16 protein-coding genes and 1 other RNA gene are annotated in these 19,357 nt (G+C 36.5%); 12 read left to right on the forward strand and 5 right to left on the reverse strand.

Going from position 1 to position 19,357, the window contains the following annotated elements; genetic code table 11:
* Positions 1–24: 24 nt before the first annotated feature.
* From pstA to gshB, 4 genes are all read right to left on the reverse strand, one after another.
* Entirely contained in the window at positions 25–1,314 is a 1,290-nt protein-coding gene (gene pstA, locus ACFINI_RS04445; RefSeq protein WP_375611793.1) for a phosphate ABC transporter permease PstA, read from the reverse strand.
* Positions 1,311–2,771 (reverse strand): phosphate ABC transporter permease subunit PstC, encoded by a 1,461-nt coding sequence (gene pstC, locus ACFINI_RS04450; RefSeq protein ID WP_375646273.1) that lies wholly within the window; start codon positions 2,769–2,771, stop codon positions 1,311–1,313. The genes pstA and pstC overlap by 4 nt, the downstream gene beginning before the upstream one ends.
* Before the next feature lie 75 nt (positions 2,772–2,846).
* On the reverse strand, positions 2,847–3,893 hold the full coding sequence (locus ACFINI_RS04455) for a substrate-binding domain-containing protein (protein WP_375613323.1): 1,047 nt from the start codon (positions 3,891–3,893) through the stop codon (positions 2,847–2,849).
* Between the two features lie 133 nt (positions 3,894–4,026).
* On the reverse strand, positions 4,027–4,974 hold the full coding sequence (gshB, locus tag ACFINI_RS04460) for a glutathione synthase (protein ID WP_375646276.1): 948 nt from the start codon (positions 4,972–4,974) through the stop codon (positions 4,027–4,029).
* Between the two features lie 87 nt (positions 4,975–5,061).
* Between gshB and ACFINI_RS04465 the strand changes: the two genes are divergently transcribed.
* Positions 5,062–5,856, forward strand: coding sequence for a molybdopterin-synthase adenylyltransferase MoeB (locus ACFINI_RS04465; protein ID WP_375646279.1), 795 nt, complete (start codon positions 5,062–5,064; stop codon positions 5,854–5,856).
* Positions 5,857–6,778: 922 nt separating this feature from the next.
* Here ACFINI_RS04465 and ACFINI_RS04470 read toward each other — a convergent pair.
* Complete coding sequence (locus ACFINI_RS04470; protein ID WP_375646283.1) at positions 6,779–7,342, reverse strand: c-type cytochrome; 564 nt, start codon at positions 7,340–7,342, stop codon at positions 6,779–6,781.
* A gap of 125 nt (positions 7,343–7,467) precedes the next feature.
* Here ACFINI_RS04470 and ACFINI_RS04475 point away from each other — a divergent pair, with 125 nt between their 5' ends.
* From ACFINI_RS04475 to miaB, 11 genes are all read left to right on the forward strand, one after another.
* Entirely contained in the window at positions 7,468–8,199 is a 732-nt protein-coding gene (locus ACFINI_RS04475; RefSeq protein ID WP_375646286.1) for a 3-deoxy-manno-octulosonate cytidylyltransferase, read from the forward strand.
* Positions 8,196–9,059 (forward strand): prephenate dehydratase, encoded by an 864-nt coding sequence (locus ACFINI_RS04480; protein ID WP_375646290.1) that lies wholly within the window; start codon positions 8,196–8,198, stop codon positions 9,057–9,059. The genes ACFINI_RS04475 and ACFINI_RS04480 overlap by 4 nt, the downstream gene beginning before the upstream one ends.
* A gap of 537 nt (positions 9,060–9,596) precedes the next feature.
* Positions 9,597–10,004 (forward strand): hypothetical protein, encoded by a 408-nt coding sequence (locus ACFINI_RS04485; RefSeq protein WP_375621204.1) that lies wholly within the window; start codon positions 9,597–9,599, stop codon positions 10,002–10,004.
* 1,577 nt (positions 10,005–11,581) lie between these two features.
* An RNA gene (gene ffs / locus ACFINI_RS04490) (signal recognition particle sRNA small type) lies at positions 11,582–11,679 on the forward strand.
* 223 nt (positions 11,680–11,902) lie between these two features.
* Positions 11,903–13,843 (forward strand): DNA polymerase III subunit gamma/tau, encoded by a 1,941-nt coding sequence (locus ACFINI_RS04495; protein WP_375646294.1) that lies wholly within the window; start codon positions 11,903–11,905, stop codon positions 13,841–13,843.
* A 14-nt stretch (positions 13,844–13,857) separates the two neighbouring features.
* Positions 13,858–14,181 (forward strand): YbaB/EbfC family nucleoid-associated protein, encoded by a 324-nt coding sequence (locus tag ACFINI_RS04500; RefSeq protein WP_375606797.1) that lies wholly within the window; start codon positions 13,858–13,860, stop codon positions 14,179–14,181.
* A gap of 30 nt (positions 14,182–14,211) precedes the next feature.
* On the forward strand, positions 14,212–14,817 hold the full coding sequence (gene recR / locus ACFINI_RS04505; RefSeq protein WP_273790577.1) for a recombination mediator RecR: 606 nt from the start codon (positions 14,212–14,214) through the stop codon (positions 14,815–14,817).
* A 69-nt stretch (positions 14,818–14,886) separates the two neighbouring features.
* Positions 14,887–15,915, forward strand: a complete 1,029-nt coding sequence (locus tag ACFINI_RS04510) for a YeiH family protein (RefSeq protein ID WP_375611803.1) — start codon at positions 14,887–14,889, stop codon at positions 15,913–15,915.
* Between the two features lie 735 nt (positions 15,916–16,650).
* Complete coding sequence (gene tsaB / locus ACFINI_RS04515) at positions 16,651–17,337, forward strand: tRNA (adenosine(37)-N6)-threonylcarbamoyltransferase complex dimerization subunit type 1 TsaB (RefSeq protein WP_375611804.1); 687 nt, start codon at positions 16,651–16,653, stop codon at positions 17,335–17,337.
* Positions 17,337–17,828, forward strand: a complete 492-nt coding sequence (gene rimI, locus ACFINI_RS04520; RefSeq protein WP_375611805.1) for a ribosomal protein S18-alanine N-acetyltransferase — start codon at positions 17,337–17,339, stop codon at positions 17,826–17,828. Before tsaB ends, rimI begins: the two co-directional genes overlap by 1 nt.
* A 31-nt stretch (positions 17,829–17,859) precedes the next feature.
* Positions 17,860–19,236: a tRNA (N6-isopentenyl adenosine(37)-C2)-methylthiotransferase MiaB gene (miaB, locus tag ACFINI_RS04525; protein ID WP_375646296.1), complete on the forward strand. Its 1,377-nt coding sequence runs from the start codon at positions 17,860–17,862 to the stop codon at positions 19,234–19,236.
* The last annotated feature ends 121 nt before the right edge of the window (positions 19,237–19,357 follow it).

Below are 19,357 nucleotides of genomic sequence, written 5' to 3' on the forward strand. Positions count from 1 at the left end.
ATCAAAGCTGTTGTTTTATTAAAATTACTGGCGGCGTTCAAATCGTCGACGTAAAAAAACCGCAGAAATATTCATGATCGCAAGAAAAATCATCAATACAATAATAGCACCTGATGTCTTTTCAACAAAAGCACGCTCTGCTTCACCCGCCCACATAAAAATTTGAACAGGCAAAGCCGTTGCTGGATCCATGGGGGTCGTAGGAATATTAACAACAAAAGCAACCATTCCAATCAAAAGCAAAGGAGCTGTTTCACCCAAAGCCTGAGCGACTCCAATAATTGTGCCTGTTAAAATGCCAGGCGCAGCTAAAGGAACAACATGATGAAAAATCATTTGTGTTTTTGATGCTCCCAACCCCAAAGCTGCAGAACGAATAGAGAGAGGAACAGCACGCAGAGCAGAACGTGTTGCAATAATGATCGTGGGAAGAGTCATGAGCGCTAAAACAAGACCACCAACAAAAGAGGCTGAACGTGGTAATCCTAAAAAATTAACAAAAAAAGAGAGTCCTAAAAGACCAAACACAATTGAAGGAACAGCTGCAAGATTATTGATATTAACCTCTATAAAATCTGTAAATTTATTTTTGCGTGCATATTCTTCTAAATAAAGAGCCGTTGCTATGCCTATCGGAAGGGAAACTAATAAAACGATGCCTATCATATAAAGAGAACCAATGATCGCAACACCTAATCCCGCAGTCTCAGGACGACTTGAAGCGCCAAATGTAAAAAAACCAATATTAAATGTTTTATAAAGCGTACCATCATGCGCTAAACGCTTTATCCATTCTATTTGTCGATTAGAAACTTTACGGTTTTTTTCTGCTACACGCAGATCAATCTGTCCCTTATAAGCAGAATCAATATCCGCAGATGCCAAAACTTTAACTTTTTGCATTGTGCCAATCAGTTTTGGATTTTTTGTCACCATTTCACGCAGTTGAACACGGACACCATTTGAAAACATCCGGTTAACGTCCAAAAGAGAGGCTCGATCATTTTGATTGATATTAAGTTTCTTCGCTAAAGCATTGCGTACAAGAAGTGGATAATTCGCCGTCATGAGCACTTGTGGTTTTGTTTTACGTTGACCACTTGGATCAATGATCTTTTCATCCAAATAAATCGATAATGTCATTTCACTTTGAAAAAAAGCTGTATAACCCTGACTAATGATAGACCATAAAAGCGTAAATAAAAAAAATAAACCAATAAAAATGGCAATCAAACCATAGGCACGAAAACGACGTTCAGCCCAATACCGACGCTTGAGACTAATATTGCGACGAGGAAAAAAATCTTCATTCATTCATATTGTTCCCGATATTTACGCACAATATAAAGAGCCAGAATATTCATCAAAAGTGTCATAACAAAGAGCGTCATCCCTAAGGCAAAAGCCACCAGAGTTTGTGGAGAATTAAACTCAAAATCACCGGTCAATTGATTAACAATCTTAACAGTCATCGTAGTCATTGCTTCGAAAGGATTGAGTGTTAAGTTTGCTGCAACACCTGCCGCCAAAACCACAATCATTGTTTCTCCAATTGCACGCGATGCCGTCAACAAAATGGCCCCCATAATCCCTGGAAGCGCTGCTGGTATAACAACTTTTTTAATTGTTTCAGATTGCGTTGCGCCTAAACCATAAGAACCTTCACGTAAAATGCGTGGAACAGCCGTAATAACATCATCCGATAAAGAGGAAACAAAAGGTATCAACATAATTCCCATCACAACTCCAGCGGTCAAAACACTTTGTGCCATAATAAAACCAACCCCATCTGAGAGAGAAACAGAAAGATCTCGTAAAAATGGTCCCACAACCTTCAAAGCAAAAAAACCATAAACAATGGTTGGGATGCCAGCAAGAACTTCTAACAATGGCTTCACAATTGCTCGCAATCGCGTAGAAGCATACTCAGCCATATAAAGAGCTGAAAATAGTCCTATAGGTACAGCAAAAAGCATGGCAACAACTGCAATATAAAGCGTACCAGCAAGAAGCGGTATTAAACCAAATTGTCCTACTTCATCGCTGGAACCGCTCGCGGAAAAACGCGGATCCCAAACTGTTCCTAAAAAGAAATTTGAAAAGGATACAGACTGAAAAAAGCTTACTGTCTGAAAAAGCATAGAAAGCGCAATGGCTATTGTTGTCAAGACTGCAACAATAGATGCACAAATCAATCCAATAATAATAAAAGATTCAACCTTATTACGGGCACGTTGATGAGGCGCAATTTGCATCATTCCACAGATAAAACCAAAGGACGCAATAGCAAAAAGAAAAACATAACCTATAAACTTAAGCTTTTCAGAAGAGAATACCCACGACTGTGCTATTTTGAACACATCTTCCGATGCTTCATCGGATAAAATCAATCCCTTCGCGAGTAATTGTGCCTGCACTTCCTTATAGGAAGCGGTAGAAAGATTCCCCTCAAAGCGATGAATCTTTTTGACGAGACTTCGAAGTGTCTCCCAAAGTAGATCGTGATTTACAGGCTCTGTTACATGCGCACTATACGCCCCCAGCTCTCGAGAGGCATTATATTCTAAATAAATTGTACTCCCAGCATCCCAAACAATTAAAAAAATAAAAGCTGGAATAACAGTAATCAAAAATGTCCACCAGCCATAATAATACGCACGAGAATGCATTTTATGTTGTCTGTATTCAAGAATGCGTGCTCGCATATAAGAAATACAAAAGCCACAAAATCCAAAAATCAATAATAGCAAAACAATGAAGGAAATGCGCATTTTATCTTTCAGTTTTTATAAAAAAATAGCACCCAAATTTCCTATCTCAGAAATCCAACAAATTTTCCCTGCAAATTATTTCAATGTCATTACTCGACCAGCAGAAAAATCAGAACGCTGTGCTTGACGTTCCTTTTCAGGAGAAACAATCAAACCATATTCAGCCAAAGGACCCTCTGGACCAATCATTTGATCAGAAAGAAAAAAATCAACATACTCTCGCAAACCTGAAATAATACCTAAATGTGCTTTCTTAATATAGAAAAAAAGCGGACGAGAAACCGGATATTGTCCACTAGAAATCGTCTCAACTGTTGGCGCAAAACCGTTAATATCGGCAACCTTTAGTTTATCAGCATTATTTTGATAAAAAGACAAACCAAAAATACCAACCCCTGTTTTATTAGAAGTTAGACGCGCAAATGTTTCAGAATAATCACCATCAATATCAACCGCTTTTCCATCCTTACGTACCGCAATACAAGCAGTGTGTATCTCCTTATCATCCATTCCTAAAGACTTCATCACTTCAACTGCCCCACTCTCTTTACACCCCTTAGTAAGTAATTTTTCCTCAAAAACTTCACGTGTCCCATGCTTCTCCCCAGGAATATACGCTGCTATCGTCCAATCAGGAAGAGCACTATTGACTGCACTCCATTTCAAAACATTATTCGGTTGCAACTTTCCGTCTATAATAATTCGAGCAGCAAGGGCTTTATAAACATCTACTGGCTGTAATTTCCAATCAGGTCCCTTAATATCAGTTGCAAAAACAATGCCATCATACCCAATACGTATTTCCTCAACATCTTTTACACCAGCATCAAAACAAGACTGTAATTCACTCGGTTTCATTGCTCGCGAAGCATTAACAATATCAACAGTGTTCTCCCCAATACCACGGCAGAATTCCTTAATACCAGCTCCTGTTCCTCCCGATTCGATAACAGGAACCTTAAAATGGGGATAAATTTCTCCAAATGTTTCAGCAACAATCTTTTGATAAGGTAAAACTGTAGATGAACCAGTAATCTGTATTTGATCGCGCGCATTGCCTCCATTTGCTGACAGCAGTAGCGCAAAAATCAATCCCACTCCAATTGATAATACTTTGTTCATCTATAAACTCCCTAAAAATTGAAAACAAAGCCTCTTAATTTATATTATACGGTCATTCTAGTTCACATTTGCAACATAACAAATATAAAAAACAACATGGATCATTTTTTTAAAACCATGTTTTTGTCCTCTGTCAAATAAATTCATTTGAACGCTTGAACTCAATAACATCCCAAAACAAATGAGCAACATCTGTACCGCAGAAGCGTTTAATTTCACGAATTCCCGTAGGAGACGTCACATTAATTTCTGTTATATAATCTCCAATCACATCAATCCCCACCAAAAGAAGACCGCGTTCCTTTAAGGCTGGACCAATGCGTTCACAAATTTCATAATCACGTTTTGTTAATTCCACATTTTCCGCGCGACCTCCAACATGCATATTAGAGCGCACATCTGTTTCTGTCGGAATTCGATTAATAGCTCCAACAGGTGTACCATCAAGCAAAATAATCCTTTTATCTCCTTTTCGTACTGCCTCTAAATAGCGCTGAACAATAAAAGGTTCGTGATAAATTTCTGCAAACATTTCTAACAATGATGCTAAATTGCGATCATCTTGTTTTAAATAAAAAATACCAGCACCCCCATTTCCATAAAGTGGTTTAACAATAATATCGCCAAATGTCTCTCTAAAAGCTGTTATTTCTTCAATATCTTTGGTAATTAATGTTTCTGGCATCAGATCAGAAAATTCAGTAACAAAAATTTTTTCTGGACTGTTGCGTACCCATGCCGGATCATTCACAACGAGTGTTTTAGGATGAATACGCTCTAACAAATGAGTTGTTGTGATATAATTGAGATTAAAAGGTGGATCTTGGCGTAAAAGAACCACATCCATATCTGTTAATTCCGTACGAGCAGGCTTTTCTAATCGATAGTGGCTTCCCTCTTTATCATGTACAATCAATGGCTCTAGTCGTGCAATCACACAACCATCGTATAGAGATAAACGATCTGGTGTATAATGGAAGAGAGAGTGTCCACGTTCTTGGGCTGCTAAAGCGAGTGCAAATGTCGTATCTCCTTGAATCCGAACTGTTGAAATATGATCCATCTGAATGGCAATTTTCATAAATAAATCCTCCCTATCCTAAAAGCAGACTGGTCTATGCATCATAAACTTAGTAAACAATAAAAGAACTATGACAAGAGAAAATTTATGACACAAGAAACAGATACAAAATTAAGCAACGAAGAAATCGAACGCTATGCACGCCACATCATTTTGCCTGAGATTGGTGGTGCAGGGCAACAAAAGCTAAAAAAAGCACGTGTCCTTGTTGTGGGCGCTGGTGGTCTCGGTGCTCCTGTCTTAACCTATTTGGCTGCCGCAGGTGTTGGAACCCTTGGAATTATCGATAATGACATTGTTTCACTTTCCAATTTACAACGCCAAGTTATTCATAAAACAAGTGCAATGAACAAAAGCAAAACAGACAGTGCTGAAACCACTATAAAAGCAATAAATCCCCATGTTGTAGTTGAAAAACACACCCTACGCTTAGATAACAGTAATGTGGATAAACTGCTCAATGCTTACCACATCATTGTTGATGGAAGTGATAATTTTACCACACGCTATCTTCTCGCTGATCACGCTGCCCAATGTAAAAAACCTTTAATAAGTGGTGCTGTAGAACGTTTTAATGGCTCATTAACCGTCCTTATGCCATATAAAGACAATAATCCTCACTATCGCGATTTATTTCCCACGCCTCCTGCTCCCGATACTATTCCAACATGCACTGAAACTGGAATCATCGGTGTTTTACCTGGCGTTATTGGAACCCTACAAGCAATGGAAGTTATTAAAATGATCACAAACATCGGAGAGCCATTAGTAGGAAAAATTCTTCTCTATAATGGATTATTAGCGCAATTTAATATTATTACTTACAAACGCTCAAATTATAAAGAAAATGCCGTAGCTCTTAAGAATCTTGGAGAATCATGATTATGTTCTCTCTTCCACTAATTTTTAGCACTCTCGTAATATATATTGAAATACTAATATTTTATCGCAAGTCATCGAAACATTGTAACCAATGAAACCTATTAAATTTATCACAAATATGGAAAACCTTTTGTGAAAAAATAATTCTCTATAATGGATTATCAGCATAATTTCATGTCATCGTCTATAAATGGACAGAGACTCTTGGGAACATAGCTGCTATCAATATTCTTGTGTAAAAAATTTTCGACGTAGATAAAAATACAATCAGCAGAACTCTATTCAACTATTTTACTAGTCACACATAAAAATTGTTTCACATGAAAGTGCTTACTTCAAACCATAACCTATAAATAAATAATCTAAGTCACATTTTAGTGATCGATACTATAAAAGGTCAATGATCTGTCCGTACATCTCTAACCTCAAGAGAAAACGTCTATTCATCGAGCATCATAAAATGCAGCTTAGGATTATTGCACGTATAAGAACAATCAATTGTCTCTGTTCATAAGAAAAATACATGGGAATTGATGTAAAAGTACATGGGGATTTGTGTATAGAAGGATTGAGATAAACCTCATGGAGAGCTTTAATTACATAATTATTGCATTCAGAAGCAGAAAGCAGCGGCTCATGAATTGATAATCCTTCAGCAATAATTTCACAGACAAGTATATGTAGAAAAAGTGAAGCACACAAATCTTGAAAACCAATCCACAGACGACAGCGTAAAGAGTGCATTTTTATAAAAGATCTCTTTAAAATAAGCGAGTAAATATGCAATGTTAAATATGTTCTGTTTTGCGTGAGGGGCGTTCCCCCCTAACAAAACATCAATAAGAGCTCTTTTTATAAAACTGTGAAACTAAAATTACAAAAAAATCAGACTTCTTTCTCAAATTAACATCTATGGTATAAGTTAATTTGGCTCGTTCGCTTTATTATTATCCATTGGTAAAGGAACAGGATGATCGGATAAACTGCGTAAATAAAGCAAAAGATCGGCACGATCTTGGTCATTTTTAATTCCACGAAAAGACATAATGGTCCCAGGAAAAGCTTCACGTGGAGAATGTAAATAACGATCTAACGTTACAAAATCCCATTTTTGATCAGAATGAGCACGTAATGCCCGTGAATAAGCAAAACCTGCTGCTGATGCCAAAGGGCGGTTAACAATCTCCCAGAGAACTGGACCAACACGCCCTGCTTCATTGCGTCCAGATGTGTGGCATATGGCACATTGGCGAAAAATTTTACGGCCATTTTCAAAATTGCCTTGTTGAAGGCGGCTATTTAGTGATAGGGAAACATCAGGTGCTTTTTGTTTTTCTTGGAATATATCATTCTTGGCAACTGTATGATGATATTGGACTGATGTAGGATGATCGTAAACTATATTGCTGAGTGTGAAAATCCCCACAATAGCGACCAGCACACATAAACAAGCACAAATAAAATAAATAAATCTCGAGCGATTCATAAAAACTCAAATGTTCACGATTTTATTACCATTTTTAGTTTAAGCTTTTTCTTTATAACACACAACATCTTCTTTATAACACACAACATCATAAATGCATCACAGATGACATTGGGAATCTTACAATGGCTCTTGAAACAATTATTCTTATTCCTGCCCGTATGGGCTCAACCCGTCTTCCTCAAAAAGCTCTCGCTGAAATCGCTGGAAAGCCGATGATTGTTCATGTCGCAGAACAAGCAAAAAAAGCCGCATTAGGTCGAACCATCGTTGCAACAGATCATAATGATATCGCTAAAGCTGTTGCAGATTATGGGCATGAATATATCATAACACGAGGTGATCATAAGTCTGGATCTGATCGTATTTATGAAGCTTTAGTACGCATTGATCCTGAACAACGCTACAACGCCATTTTAAATATACAAGGTGACCTACCAACAATCATGCCTCGTGAAATCATTCGTGCACTACGCCCTTTAGAAAATAGCTTTACTGATATTGCAACCTTGGGTGCTCAAATCATTGAAGAAAATGAAACAAGAGATCCCAATGTTGTCAAGATCATTGGGACACCGCTTTCTCAAAATCGCCTTCGTGCTCTTTATTTTACTCGCGCCACAGCACCTTATGGAGATGGTCCTCTTTATCACCATATTGGAATATACGCCTATAGGCGCGAAGCACTTGAAAAATTTGTATCATTCAAACCCTCACCACTTGAGAAACGTGAAAAACTTGAACAATTACGTGCATTAGAAAACAATATGCGTATTGATGTGGAAATAGTCGATACAATTCCCTTAGGTGTAGACACACAACATGATCTCGATAGAGTTTGTGAGATTTTAGCATGAAAATACTTAAAAAAACCAATAAAATTTCTTTCCAAGGAGAATACGGCGCTAATTCCCATATTGCTTGCTCCAATATGTTCCCCAATATGGATGCTGTTCCCTCTGCTACTTTCGAAGACGCTCTTAATTTAGTGGAAAGCGGGAAAGCTGATCTTGCTATGATCCCTATTGAAAATACTCTTGCAGGGCGCGTTGCAGACATTCATCATCTTTTACCGCAGTCATCTCTTTATATTATTGATGAATATTTTTTACCTATCCATTTTCAACTCATGGTTTTGCCCGGCGTTACACATGACGAAATTAAAACCGTCCACAGCCATACGCATGCCCTTGCACAATGCCGAAAAATCATACGAAACAACGATTGGAAACCTGTTGTTTCTGCTGACACCGCTGGAGCTGCAAAATTTATTAAAAAAAATGCTAAACGTTCACAGGCTGCCTTAGCACCTTTAATTGCAGCAGAACTCTATGGACTTGATATTCTTGAAAGAGATGTTGAAGATAACCCTCATAATATTACCCGTTTTGTCATCCTTTCACGCTCCAAACGGCATGTCCCCAAACCTCAAAATGGCGAAAAAATCATCACCAGTCTTCTTTTTCGAGTGCGCAATGTCCCCGCAGCTCTCTATAAAGCTATGGGAGGATTTGCAACGAATGGTATCAATATGACAAAATTAGAAAGCTATCAAATTGGTGGAAATTTCAATGCAACACAATTCTTTGTTGATATTGAAGGACATCCTGAAGACCCGATGATGAAACTTGCCTTAGAAGAATTATCTTTCTTTTCTGCAGAACTGCGTATTATCGGTACTTATCCAGCACAAAACGATCGAACATCGTATATATAAAAGCAATTAAGCTGCTATCATTTTTTGTTGATATCAAAAAGCATCGTAAAAATTTCATAATGCAACGCATTTTGAAAGGGCTTGTTTTTTCTACTCAACACCCTTCATAAACACTGAAGAAGAAAAAACAGCTCGTAATAGAATATATAAATTATTTTCATAATATTTTCTCACAAATTATATCATGATAAACCGCAATTCAACTCGTATAAAAACCAGTGTAAAAAAACACAGTAACCAAAAATAAAAACGCTTGTACCATCTATTTCCCTTTATATATTTAAAGAGAGCCTCTTGAGAAAAGTCATTTCCTCTGACAATATTCCAATAAAGATAACGAACTTCTAAATTAGCTCTCAAAACAATTCAAATTATTATACATAATAGAGCATTCGAATCTTTTAGATTAATATCATTCTAAACATGGTTTAAAACTAGAAAATGCAACTTAGTCCTGATTTTAGCGTTAAGTTTGAACTTGTATCTTTATAAAAACTGATTTATGATTCACCTCACGTTAGAAAAAAGGAGAGGATAATGAAAAAAGTCTTCACGCGAGGATTATTAGCCGCAAATATTCTCGCCTACTCTAGTGTTGCATTTGCTGGCTTTGGTGAAAAAAAATGGAATTTTGCGCGGGATGAAAGTGTTGTGATCACACCATCCTATACATTCCAGCAAGGAGTTGAATACTCTTGTAATACCTTTAAACCGAAGAAAGTATCCTTTACTTTATCATACTCTGCCCCTTCTGATTTAAACAAATTGAGAATTTTTGTTGATGATGAAAAGAAAATAACCCATGATAAAGAAAAGAAAATCTTTACCCTAAAAAATATAAAATCTCTTCATATAAGTTTTCCTTGGTCAGGACATTATATTTTTAAAAATATTACGAACAAAAAAGTTGTTGGAACAGATTGTGACACAGGAGGTTATGATTAACAATATTTCTATAACATCTAAATTTGAGTAGAGTTATTCTTTTTTTCAGGTGTTTTTTTCAAAATACGGCATAATGAGCTACTAAAACTAATCGCTGAAGAGGTATTTTATCCTAATATGACAAACCTTAAGCTGCTTATAAGGTTAGATATTAAAGAACTTTTGCGAAAACTAAAAGACTAAACTTAAATTGTTCTGTATTTTCTACTATCAGAACTATTTTTTTAATAAGAATGTAACTCCTATCTTCGCAACTGCTTTATTTTAAGTAATATAAAGCACACCATACCCAAATCACTTAGATAAACAGAAAAGTAAAATTTGCTCTACAAGTGCATTCCTCACTGCACTTTAAGTCATACTCATTCAGCTTTTTATAAAAATTATCTCGCTTTTCCCTCCTTATTAAAGAATATAATTATCTGAAACTATAAAATGTCGCTTATATCGAATAAGAACCATTTTTATGCTTATAAAATCAGTACCCCCTTATTTCTATAGCGTTTAATGTTGCATCTTCTCTTGCATGAGTACAGTCTCTTAAAAATATATGAAACCTTTTCTCAAATAATGAAAATTCATATATTGATCCATCTTGTGATAAACATCAATGTTTTTTAATTAAAAGAACAAGCACGCAAAAAAAGAGCGATAACATCTACTCAGTATTTATATACGTTAAAAGAAAAAATATTACATATTTGATATTCTCATTCACTATAGAAATGAGGTGGTTCTCTTATAAGATATTTAATATATTGACTTATCATTATAAGAGTTCGATTTTTTATACTGAATTACAACCACAAATAAAGTAAGATCCTCCCATCTTAAATCTCATATTGAATCAATTAAAATCATTTCCTTGAAAGTTACAAATGGGAGTGATGTGTGAGTAAAAACGATTAAAAAAGGAATAAAAATGCTTCTTATAAAGCCTCTCAAGTGCAAGGGATCGCAACATTGGGAGTTGTTAAATAATATAAGGGTTCTGGCTTGTACTTTTATTAAACATAAAGATGGTAGTGCACAATGGACTTATACCAGCGGCAGTATGTATACACTTTACAAGTGATGTGATGAAATAGAGTTAAAAATATTTCGTGTAAAAGCATGTAAATGTAAAACTTAAGTGTATTGTGTTTAGAGTGTTCTGTTTTGTATGAAGGGGGAGACGTCATTGAATCAATATTTTATAATTTTCATAAACAATATTCTTCCTCTAAATTTCTCATTATAATTCATTGCACGATCTATATGCTTTATTTTCCTTTTTTGCCGTTGCAAATTTTAATGATTCAACTTCGTAATTTTAGAACAGACGGAGCTATCCTAAAATTCTTACAGGCAAGTTTGAACGAATGATTATAATTATACATTCAGATTATCTTAAACGAAGAAAATATTTTCATCCCCAATAAATATGAAAAACTCCTGCTATGAAAACTGATAAATCCTCAATCTCTTTGTTGTTTATATGTCAATAAATTAAACGCAAAGGAAAATTCTTTGTCGTTCTTAGGATATTTTTCGTTTCCGAGCTTGATTTTTCATTCCAAATCGACAATATGAACTCGGGAGGTTGGTGGTGGACGAACTACTCGCCAACTGGGTCAGGTCTGGAAAGAAGCAGCCCCAACGAGTTCTGGTACGGGTCATTGTTCCAACCTCCTATTTTGCTGAAGAAATTATTTTTTATGCTGTCTTTTAGCGAGGTATTTTTAATCTTCAGAGCGGCATTTGTATGCAGCAAATAAAGGGATTTTGTTGTTTTTAAATAAATTGTCCCATAAATAATTTGATTAAGAAAAAATCCTTTTATATGAGACTACAGTATTGATCTATGCTTTTGTATTATCAAAATGTACACATAAATAACTTCGAAGTTGGAAATATTCATGGAAAATTTACCGGTAGAAACAGCCTATCGTGTTCTTGCTCGTAAATATCGACCCCAAAACTTCTCTGACCTCATTGGTCAGGAAGCTATGGTGCGTACTCTTACCAACGCCTTTGAAAAAGGTCGTATTGCACAAGCGTGGATGTTAACAGGGATTCGTGGCGTAGGTAAAACCACAACAGCACGTATTTTGGCACGTGCGCTTAATTATAAAACAAAAGATATTGACCAACCAACAACTGTATTGGACTCTCTTGGTGAACATTGCACACAAATTATCGAAGGACGCCATATTGATGTTATAGAAATGGATGCCGCTTCTCATACGGGCATTGATGATATTCGTGAAATTATTGAACAAATACGCTATCGTCCTGTTTCTGCACGCTATAAGGTTTATATTATAGATGAAGTACATATGCTCTCAACACAAGCCTTTAATGGTTTATTGAAAACTCTTGAAGAACCACCTTCCCATGTGAAATTTATTTTTGCCACAACAGAAATTCGCAAAGTTCCTATTACAATTCTTTCGCGTTGCCAACGTTTTGATTTACGACGTATTGACTCAAAAGCTTTGAGTGCACATTTGCGTCAAATTGCGAAATCTGAAAAGGTAGAAGTAGAAGATCAAGCACTCTCTATGATTGCCCGTGCTGCAGAAGGATCTGCACGTGATGCATTATCCATTTTTGATCAAGCAATCGCCCATAGCAATGGCAATGTTAATGCTATTGCGGTGCGTACAATGTTAGGATTAGCGGATCAAGCACGTATTATTGATCTTTTTGAATTTATCATGAAGGGCGATGTTGTCAATGCGTTACATGAATTACGCAGTCAGTATGAAGCAGGTGCTGATCCTCTTACTATATTAACAGAACTAGCCGATTTTAATCATCTGGTCACACGTTTACGTTTTACACCAGAAATAGTGGAAGATTTTTCTCTGACTGAAGAACAACGTTTAAGAAGTTTAGACTTTTCAAAAAAACTTTCCGTTCCTGTTTTATCCCGAAACTGGCAAATGTTACTCAAAGGTTTACAGGAAGTTAATCAAACTGCACGTCCTCTTCAAGCCGCTGAAATGCTTTTAATTCGTCTTGCTCACACGGCTGACTTACCAACTCTTGATGAGGCTTTAAAAAAGCTTACGCAAGAAAAAACGCCTCTCACACTGGTTAAAAACTCTTCTCATCAAGAATCTACAAATGCAAATAATATAACAAAAGAAACAATGGTCGGAGCCCATGCTTCCTCGAGCATTTCAAATACATTAGCCGATCAATCAGATTTAAAAACATCTTTGAAAAACCAATTAGATCATTCCTTACAACCAGAAAATTTAGTTAAAAATCAAAACCATGACAAAATCAGCGCCCAAGAAGTAATAGAAATTCTAGAAACTTCTCAATCTACTGATCTTTCTGAAAAGATTGCAAATTTATCGCATTCTGTCACGCAAACAACAGAAAAGATTACTGAACCTAAAACTCTCGTGATTAATTCTTTGCACGATATTGTTCAATTAGCCGAACAGCATAATGACGTTCCTTTCAAACTCCTTGTTAAAGAATTTGTTCATCCTGTTTCTTTTGAAGCTGGGCATATTACCTTGAGACTTTCTGAAAATACCCCACAATTTCTTGCTCATGATATAGAAAAAAAGATATCTCAATGGACTGAAAAACGCTGGACAATAACTTTTGTTAATGAAGGAGGTGGCCCAACCTTACAGGAGGAAAGTATAGCGATTCAAAAGACTCTTTTTTCCAATGCAGAAACAGATCCTGATATCGCAAAAATCCTCAATCATTTCCCAGAAGCAAAAATTGTCGATATTCGACTCAATAAAGAAGAAAATGATCTTGATTTACTCCCCAATACCTTTAAAAATGCTGATATTTTTAAAAATAAAAATGATATCAATGATGAATAAGGATACCTATTCCTATGCGTGAAATGATGAGCATGATGAAAAAAGCCAAAGAAATGCAAGAAAAAATGCAGAAGATTCAGGAGGAAATAGCTAATCTGCAAGCTGTGGGCACTGCAGGGGGTGGTCTCGTCAATATCACTTTAAATGGCAAAAATATTATAACAGCAATTCAAATTGATCCTTCATTACTCAAACCTGAGGAAGCTGAAATTCTTGAAGATCTCATTATGGCGGCTTATAATGAAGCAAGAACAAAAATCGAAGTCGCAATAGAAGAAAAAACCAAAAGTATGACCGCAGGGCTACCACTCCCATCAGGTTTCAAGCTTCCATTTTAATGAAACGGATTTTTTCCGTGGGACAAAAATATGTCTAAATACATTGCAGGACCTGAGATTGAACGTCTCATTCAGATTTTATCACGGTTACCAGGTCTTGGTCCACGTTCAGCGCGTCGTGCTGCACTTCATCTTATCAAAAAAAAAGAGACATTGCTGGAGCCTTTAGGAGCAGCTATACAAGCAGCTATAGAAAAAGTCGGCATTTGTTCTGTTTGTGGAAATGTCGATACCATTGATCCTTGTTCAATTTGTACAGATTTGCGCCGCGATGATACAACAATCATTGTTGTTGAGGATATTGCTGATCTGTGGGCTCTTGAACGCGCAAAAACTTTAGCCGCACGTTACCATGTGTTGGGTGGACGACTCTCCCCCTTAGATGGAATAGGTCCTGACGAACTCAACATTGCCACCTTAATACAGCGTGTTGTACAAAACCCTATTACGGAAATTATTCTTGCTGTCAATGCGACTGTCGAAGGTCAAACAACTGCTCACTATATCACCGATCAGCTTTCTAATTTTCCAGTTAAAATTACGCGACTTGCTCATGGTGTTCCTGTAGGAGGCGAGCTTGATTATCTTGATGATGGAACTTTAGCAGCAGCTGTACAAGCAAGAACAAATCTTTAAAAAATTCTTTCTCTTACCTGTTATCTCGTTTTATTTACTATTATTTCTTTGTATAGGGAAAATATTCAAGTGATAAAGAAAAAACTCTCACTTTTAAACGACTTTTGTCCTGGTATTCTAGTATGTTTACTCATATCAGCCTTAGCTTATGGCTTAGAAGTCGTAGAAAAACAGCTTTTTGGACAATCATGGCTTGAAAGCCTTGTTTTGGCAATTCTTTTAGGATCGATTATCCGTAGTTGTTTTCCTTTGCCAACATATTTTCAAAAAGGTATCACCTTTTGTGCAAAAACACTTCTCGAAATTGCTATCGTTCTTCTAGGAGCAAGCATTAGCATTAACGCAGTCCTTTCAGCTGGCTGGAATTTGCTTGCTAGTATCATATTCGTGATATTCGTAACGATTATCCTGAGCTTTGCCATCGGCCGACTTTTCGGGCTTTCTACACATTTGGCAATGCTGGTCGCTTGTGGAAATGCTATTTGTGGCAATTCAGCTATTGTTGCCGTTGCACCTGTCATAAAAGCAAAACATGACGATGTAGCCGCGTCAATTGCCTTCACTGCTCTTTTAGGAATTCTTATTATTTTATTTTTACCCTTTTTACATCCATCTCTGAATTTGTCATTTAGCCAATATGGTGTGCTTGCTGGCATGGTTGTTTATGCTGTACCACAGGTTTTAGCAGCAACAGCATCTGTCTCTTTTCTGAGTGTTCAAATTGCAACAATTGTCAAATTAGTACGGGTTCTCATGTTAGGCCCTGTTATTTTTACTCTATCAATCATTTATCGCCGATCAGCACAAACACGCTTGCGTTTACATACCCTCGTCCCATGGTTTATCATTGGCTTTATTATCATGATGCTTGTTCGCTCAAGTGGTCTTATCCCTGAAAAGGCTATCAATTCCATCAAATTTATTGCCCAGTTGTTTACTGTTATCTCAATGGCTGCACTAGGATTAGGTGTTGATATCCGATCACTAAAAAAAGCAGGATGGCGCGTCATTTTGGCTTCAACCTGCTCCATAATTATTCTCGGTATTTGTAGCCTGATCATGATACAATTGAATGATTTAAATCATATAACATTTTAAATGTGCATTGATTATTATTTTTTCAACGTAGTATGCAATCAACCCAAAGTCCTCCTTATTATTAAAATCAGTTCTTTCATAAACCAGAAAAAGTTCTAAAATACTGCTCATTATTCTATACAAAAAATTGAAAGAGCTGATATTTAAGTGAAAACTGTCAAATTTGCTTTTCAGTCCATAATGATTTGCAACGGGGTAGTATCGAAATACATAACTCATGCAAAACAATGCCATTTCTTTCATCTGCTCTCATTACACTGAGTTTTTTATATAAAGACGGATAAAATATATTCTTATTTGGAAAAAATGTGGGGTCATAACTTTTACTCTTTTAAATTACTTTTACTTACTATGTAATACAAGTGGCATCATCGTACTATTTGATAGCTTAAAAGTTGTGACAATCCTTACATTTAAACGATTCGTGAAAGGAGTTTTTATTCTTTTCTTCAACAGTTTTGATTCATACGCTAACTCCGCTTGTAATATACAAGCTAATAACTTTAATTGTTTCACCATAAGTAGATTTAAAATAAGAGAATCTTACAATACTCAAGATACTCATTCAAAAAGTGATAAAAATAAGGATTAAATCAACATCTCGTTCTATCCCATAAAAAGATATTGTTGCTTATTCGCACTAGTAACTTTCTTACAAATGAAATATACGATAATGAAAAGATTAAAAATACAGCAGGACTTTTATTTATCATTTTATTCAACTAAAATATTTTTATGCTTATCCTTGCTATAGATACTGCTTCAATTTATTGTGCTGTTGCGCTTATTCGTCATAAATCTGTTATTGCGCGTATCAATGAGCGCATGAACAAAGGACATGCTGAAAAACTTATTGGGCAGATTACACAAATAATGAAACAAGCCAATATGACGCTTGATCAAGTTGAGCATATTGCTGTCAATATTGGACCTGGATCATTTACTGGTGTACGTGTCGGTGTTGCAACAGCGCGCGCTTTGGCATTAGCACTTGAAATACCTGCTGTTGGAGTGAGTGCTCTTGAAGCGTTAGCAGCACAAGTCATAAACAATAAAAGTACAGCATCGGCAATTACTGTTGTCATTGAAGCAGGGAGAGGGATGTTCTACCATCAAAATTTTCATAATGATCTCACACCTTTGGGAGAGCCGGGATTAAAAACAATTGAAAATATCCTCGAAGATTTGCCCAAAAAAACCCGACTGACTGGCCCAGCTGCTGATATCGTTGTGGAGCATATTAAAAACCATAAAATATACGAAAAAATTGTCCTAGAAAAAATCCCCTGCGAAGCGGCCGATATTGTAAACTATGCTTATCTTGCTGCAAACAAACAATCAAAAAATTCACCTCGCCCACTCTATCTACGCAGCGCTGATGCAAAACAACAAACCAATTTTGCTTTACCACAAAAAAAATAATGCCCAAATTTTCATTGACAAAAAAGAATTTTGGAATTGCTCCGCTACAAGTTAATGATAGTGCTTCTCTTCATCAAATTCATCAGCATTGTTTTACCCCTTCTTGGGAAAAACAAGCTTTTGATAATTTCTTAACAGATCACTCTATCTTCGGATACAAAGCTTTTCTCATTGATCACTCTGATCAAATTTTAGGCTTTTGCCTATGCCGTCTCATCCTTGATGAAGCAGAAATCATCACAATTGCTGTTCATCCTCATTATCGTCAAAAAGGAATTGGTACCTTTCTTATCGATCGTACAGTTCACCATCTTCACGACAAGGGCGCTATAAAATTATTCTTGGAAGTAGAAGCCACAAATCTTTCTGCTTTGAACCTTTATCAACGCTTTGAATTTCAAAAAATTTCTGAACGTCTTGCCTACTACGCGTCAAAAAATGGTCGTGGTGATGCAATTATCATGCAAAAAACTTTTAAGCAAATAGATTGAGATTTGTGTAAAAAACATTTACACATGCGCTATGAATAAAGTAAATCCTAAAAATACGCCTCCTGTTGCTCCTAAAAAGGTTTTTATCAAAACCTATGGATGTCAAATGAACGTTTATGATAGCCAACGGATGACTGATAGCCTCAGTTCGCAAGGCTATGTGACAACACAAATTCCCAATGATGCCGATCTTATTCTTGTTAATACCTGTCATATTCGTGAAAAAGCAGCAGAAAAACTTTATTCTGATCTTGGTCGTTTGCGCGTTATGCGTCAAGAGCGCACACCTGATAAACCCCTGATGGTTGGTGTAACAGGTTGTGTTGCACAAGCTGAGGGAAGTGAAATCTTGCGCCGTGCTCCAACAGTGGATCTTGTTATTGGTCCGCAAATGTATCATCGCTTGCCAGAATTGTTAGAAAAAGCCAAACAAGGGAAAAAAATTATCGAAACAGACTATGCTGTTGAAGATAAATTTGCTCATTTGCCGCCCCATAATAAACATGCAGTAAGAAAACGAGGTGTTAGCGCATTTTTAACAGTACAGGAAGGTTGCGATAAATTTTGCACTTTTTGTGTTGTTCCTTACACACGCGGTGCTGAAATATCACGGTCTGTCGAGCAAATTACCGAGGAAGCCCTTCAACTCATCGAAGCGGGTGTCAAAGAAATTACGCTGCTTGGACAAAATGTCAATGGTTGGCATGGACAAAGTGCTGATGGCAAAACTTGGCGTCTTGGCGATCTTCTTTATCATCTCGCAAAACTCAATGGTTTAAAGCGTTTGCGTTACACAACCAGCCACCCACGTGATATGGATGATAGCCTTATTGCCGCGCATCGAGATCTTGATATGTTAATGCCTTACCTCCATCTTCCTGTTCAATCAGGTTCAGATCGCATCTTAAAAGCCATGAACCGACAACACAAAAGCTCTCATTATCTTCATCTTATCGAAAAAATTCGAACCGCACGGCCAGATATCGCCTTTTCAGGCGATTTTATTGTAGGGTTTCCAGGAGAAACAGATGAAGACTTTGAAGAAACCATTAAACTTATTCAACAAGTACAGTACAGTTCAGCTTATTCTTTTAAATATTCCCCCCGTCCTGGAACAGTGGGAGCCACAATGAAAAATCATGTTGATGAATCTGTAAAAGATGCCCGACTTCAACATTTACAAGCCCTTCTCCTTGAGCAACAAAATGCGTTTTTGCGTTCTAAAATTGATCAAAAAACGAACGTTCTCATCGAAAAACCTGGACGTCACTCAGGGCAAATGGTAGGGCGTTCCCCTTGGCTTTTACCTGTTGTTGTCGATACAGAAGCCTCTACAGGTAGCGTGATAGAAATTCATATTAAAAATGCAAGCTCAAACAGTTTTGTTGGTGAAGTGACAAATAGATAAACATGCCTCTAATACCTTGTTCAAAAATAAATATTTTGGAAAACTCTTTTATTTTAAAAGCAAATGATTACATCTAAAGCGTGCACTTTTTGTAAAAATTGTCTTTTATAAAGTTTACTTA

The organism is Bartonella sp. AA56HLJMS (assembly GCF_042197145.1).
GTDB lineage: Bacteria > Pseudomonadota > Alphaproteobacteria > Rhizobiales > Rhizobiaceae > Bartonella.

Bases quoted from the DNA above. Each gene is read 5' to 3' on its own strand.
- ACFINI_RS04455 (WP_375613323.1), bottom strand. From the start codon at position 3,893: ATGAACAAAGTATTATCAATTGGAGTGGGATTGATTTTTGCGCTACTG.
- ACFINI_RS04480 (WP_375646290.1), top strand. From the start codon at position 8,196: ATGAAAATACTTAAAAAAACCAATAAAATTTCTTTCCAAGGAGAATAC.
- pstC (WP_375646273.1), bottom strand. From the start codon at position 2,771: ATGCGCATTTCCTTCATTGTTTTGCTATTATTGATTTTTGGATTTTGT.
- miaB (WP_375646296.1), top strand. From the start codon at position 17,860: ATGAATAAAGTAAATCCTAAAAATACGCCTCCTGTTGCTCCTAAAAAG.
- ACFINI_RS04475 (WP_375646286.1), top strand. From the start codon at position 7,468: ATGGCTCTTGAAACAATTATTCTTATTCCTGCCCGTATGGGCTCAACC.
- gshB (WP_375646276.1), bottom strand. From the start codon at position 4,974: ATGAAAATTGCCATTCAGATGGATCATATTTCAACAGTTCGGATTCAA.
- ACFINI_RS04500 (WP_375606797.1), top strand. From the start codon at position 13,858: ATGCGTGAAATGATGAGCATGATGAAAAAAGCCAAAGAAATGCAAGAA.
- rimI (WP_375611805.1), top strand. From the start codon at position 17,337: ATGCCCAAATTTTCATTGACAAAAAAGAATTTTGGAATTGCTCCGCTA.
- tsaB (WP_375611804.1), top strand. From the start codon at position 16,651: ATGCTTATCCTTGCTATAGATACTGCTTCAATTTATTGTGCTGTTGCG.
- ACFINI_RS04465 (WP_375646279.1), top strand. From the start codon at position 5,062: ATGACACAAGAAACAGATACAAAATTAAGCAACGAAGAAATCGAACGC.
- pstA (WP_375611793.1), bottom strand. From the start codon at position 1,314: ATGAATGAAGATTTTTTTCCTCGTCGCAATATTAGTCTCAAGCGTCGG.
- ACFINI_RS04485 (WP_375621204.1), top strand. From the start codon at position 9,597: ATGAAAAAAGTCTTCACGCGAGGATTATTAGCCGCAAATATTCTCGCC.
- ACFINI_RS04495 (WP_375646294.1), top strand. From the start codon at position 11,903: ATGGAAAATTTACCGGTAGAAACAGCCTATCGTGTTCTTGCTCGTAAA.
- ACFINI_RS04470 (WP_375646283.1), bottom strand. From the start codon at position 7,342: ATGAATCGCTCGAGATTTATTTATTTTATTTGTGCTTGTTTATGTGTG.
- recR (WP_273790577.1), top strand. From the start codon at position 14,212: ATGTCTAAATACATTGCAGGACCTGAGATTGAACGTCTCATTCAGATT.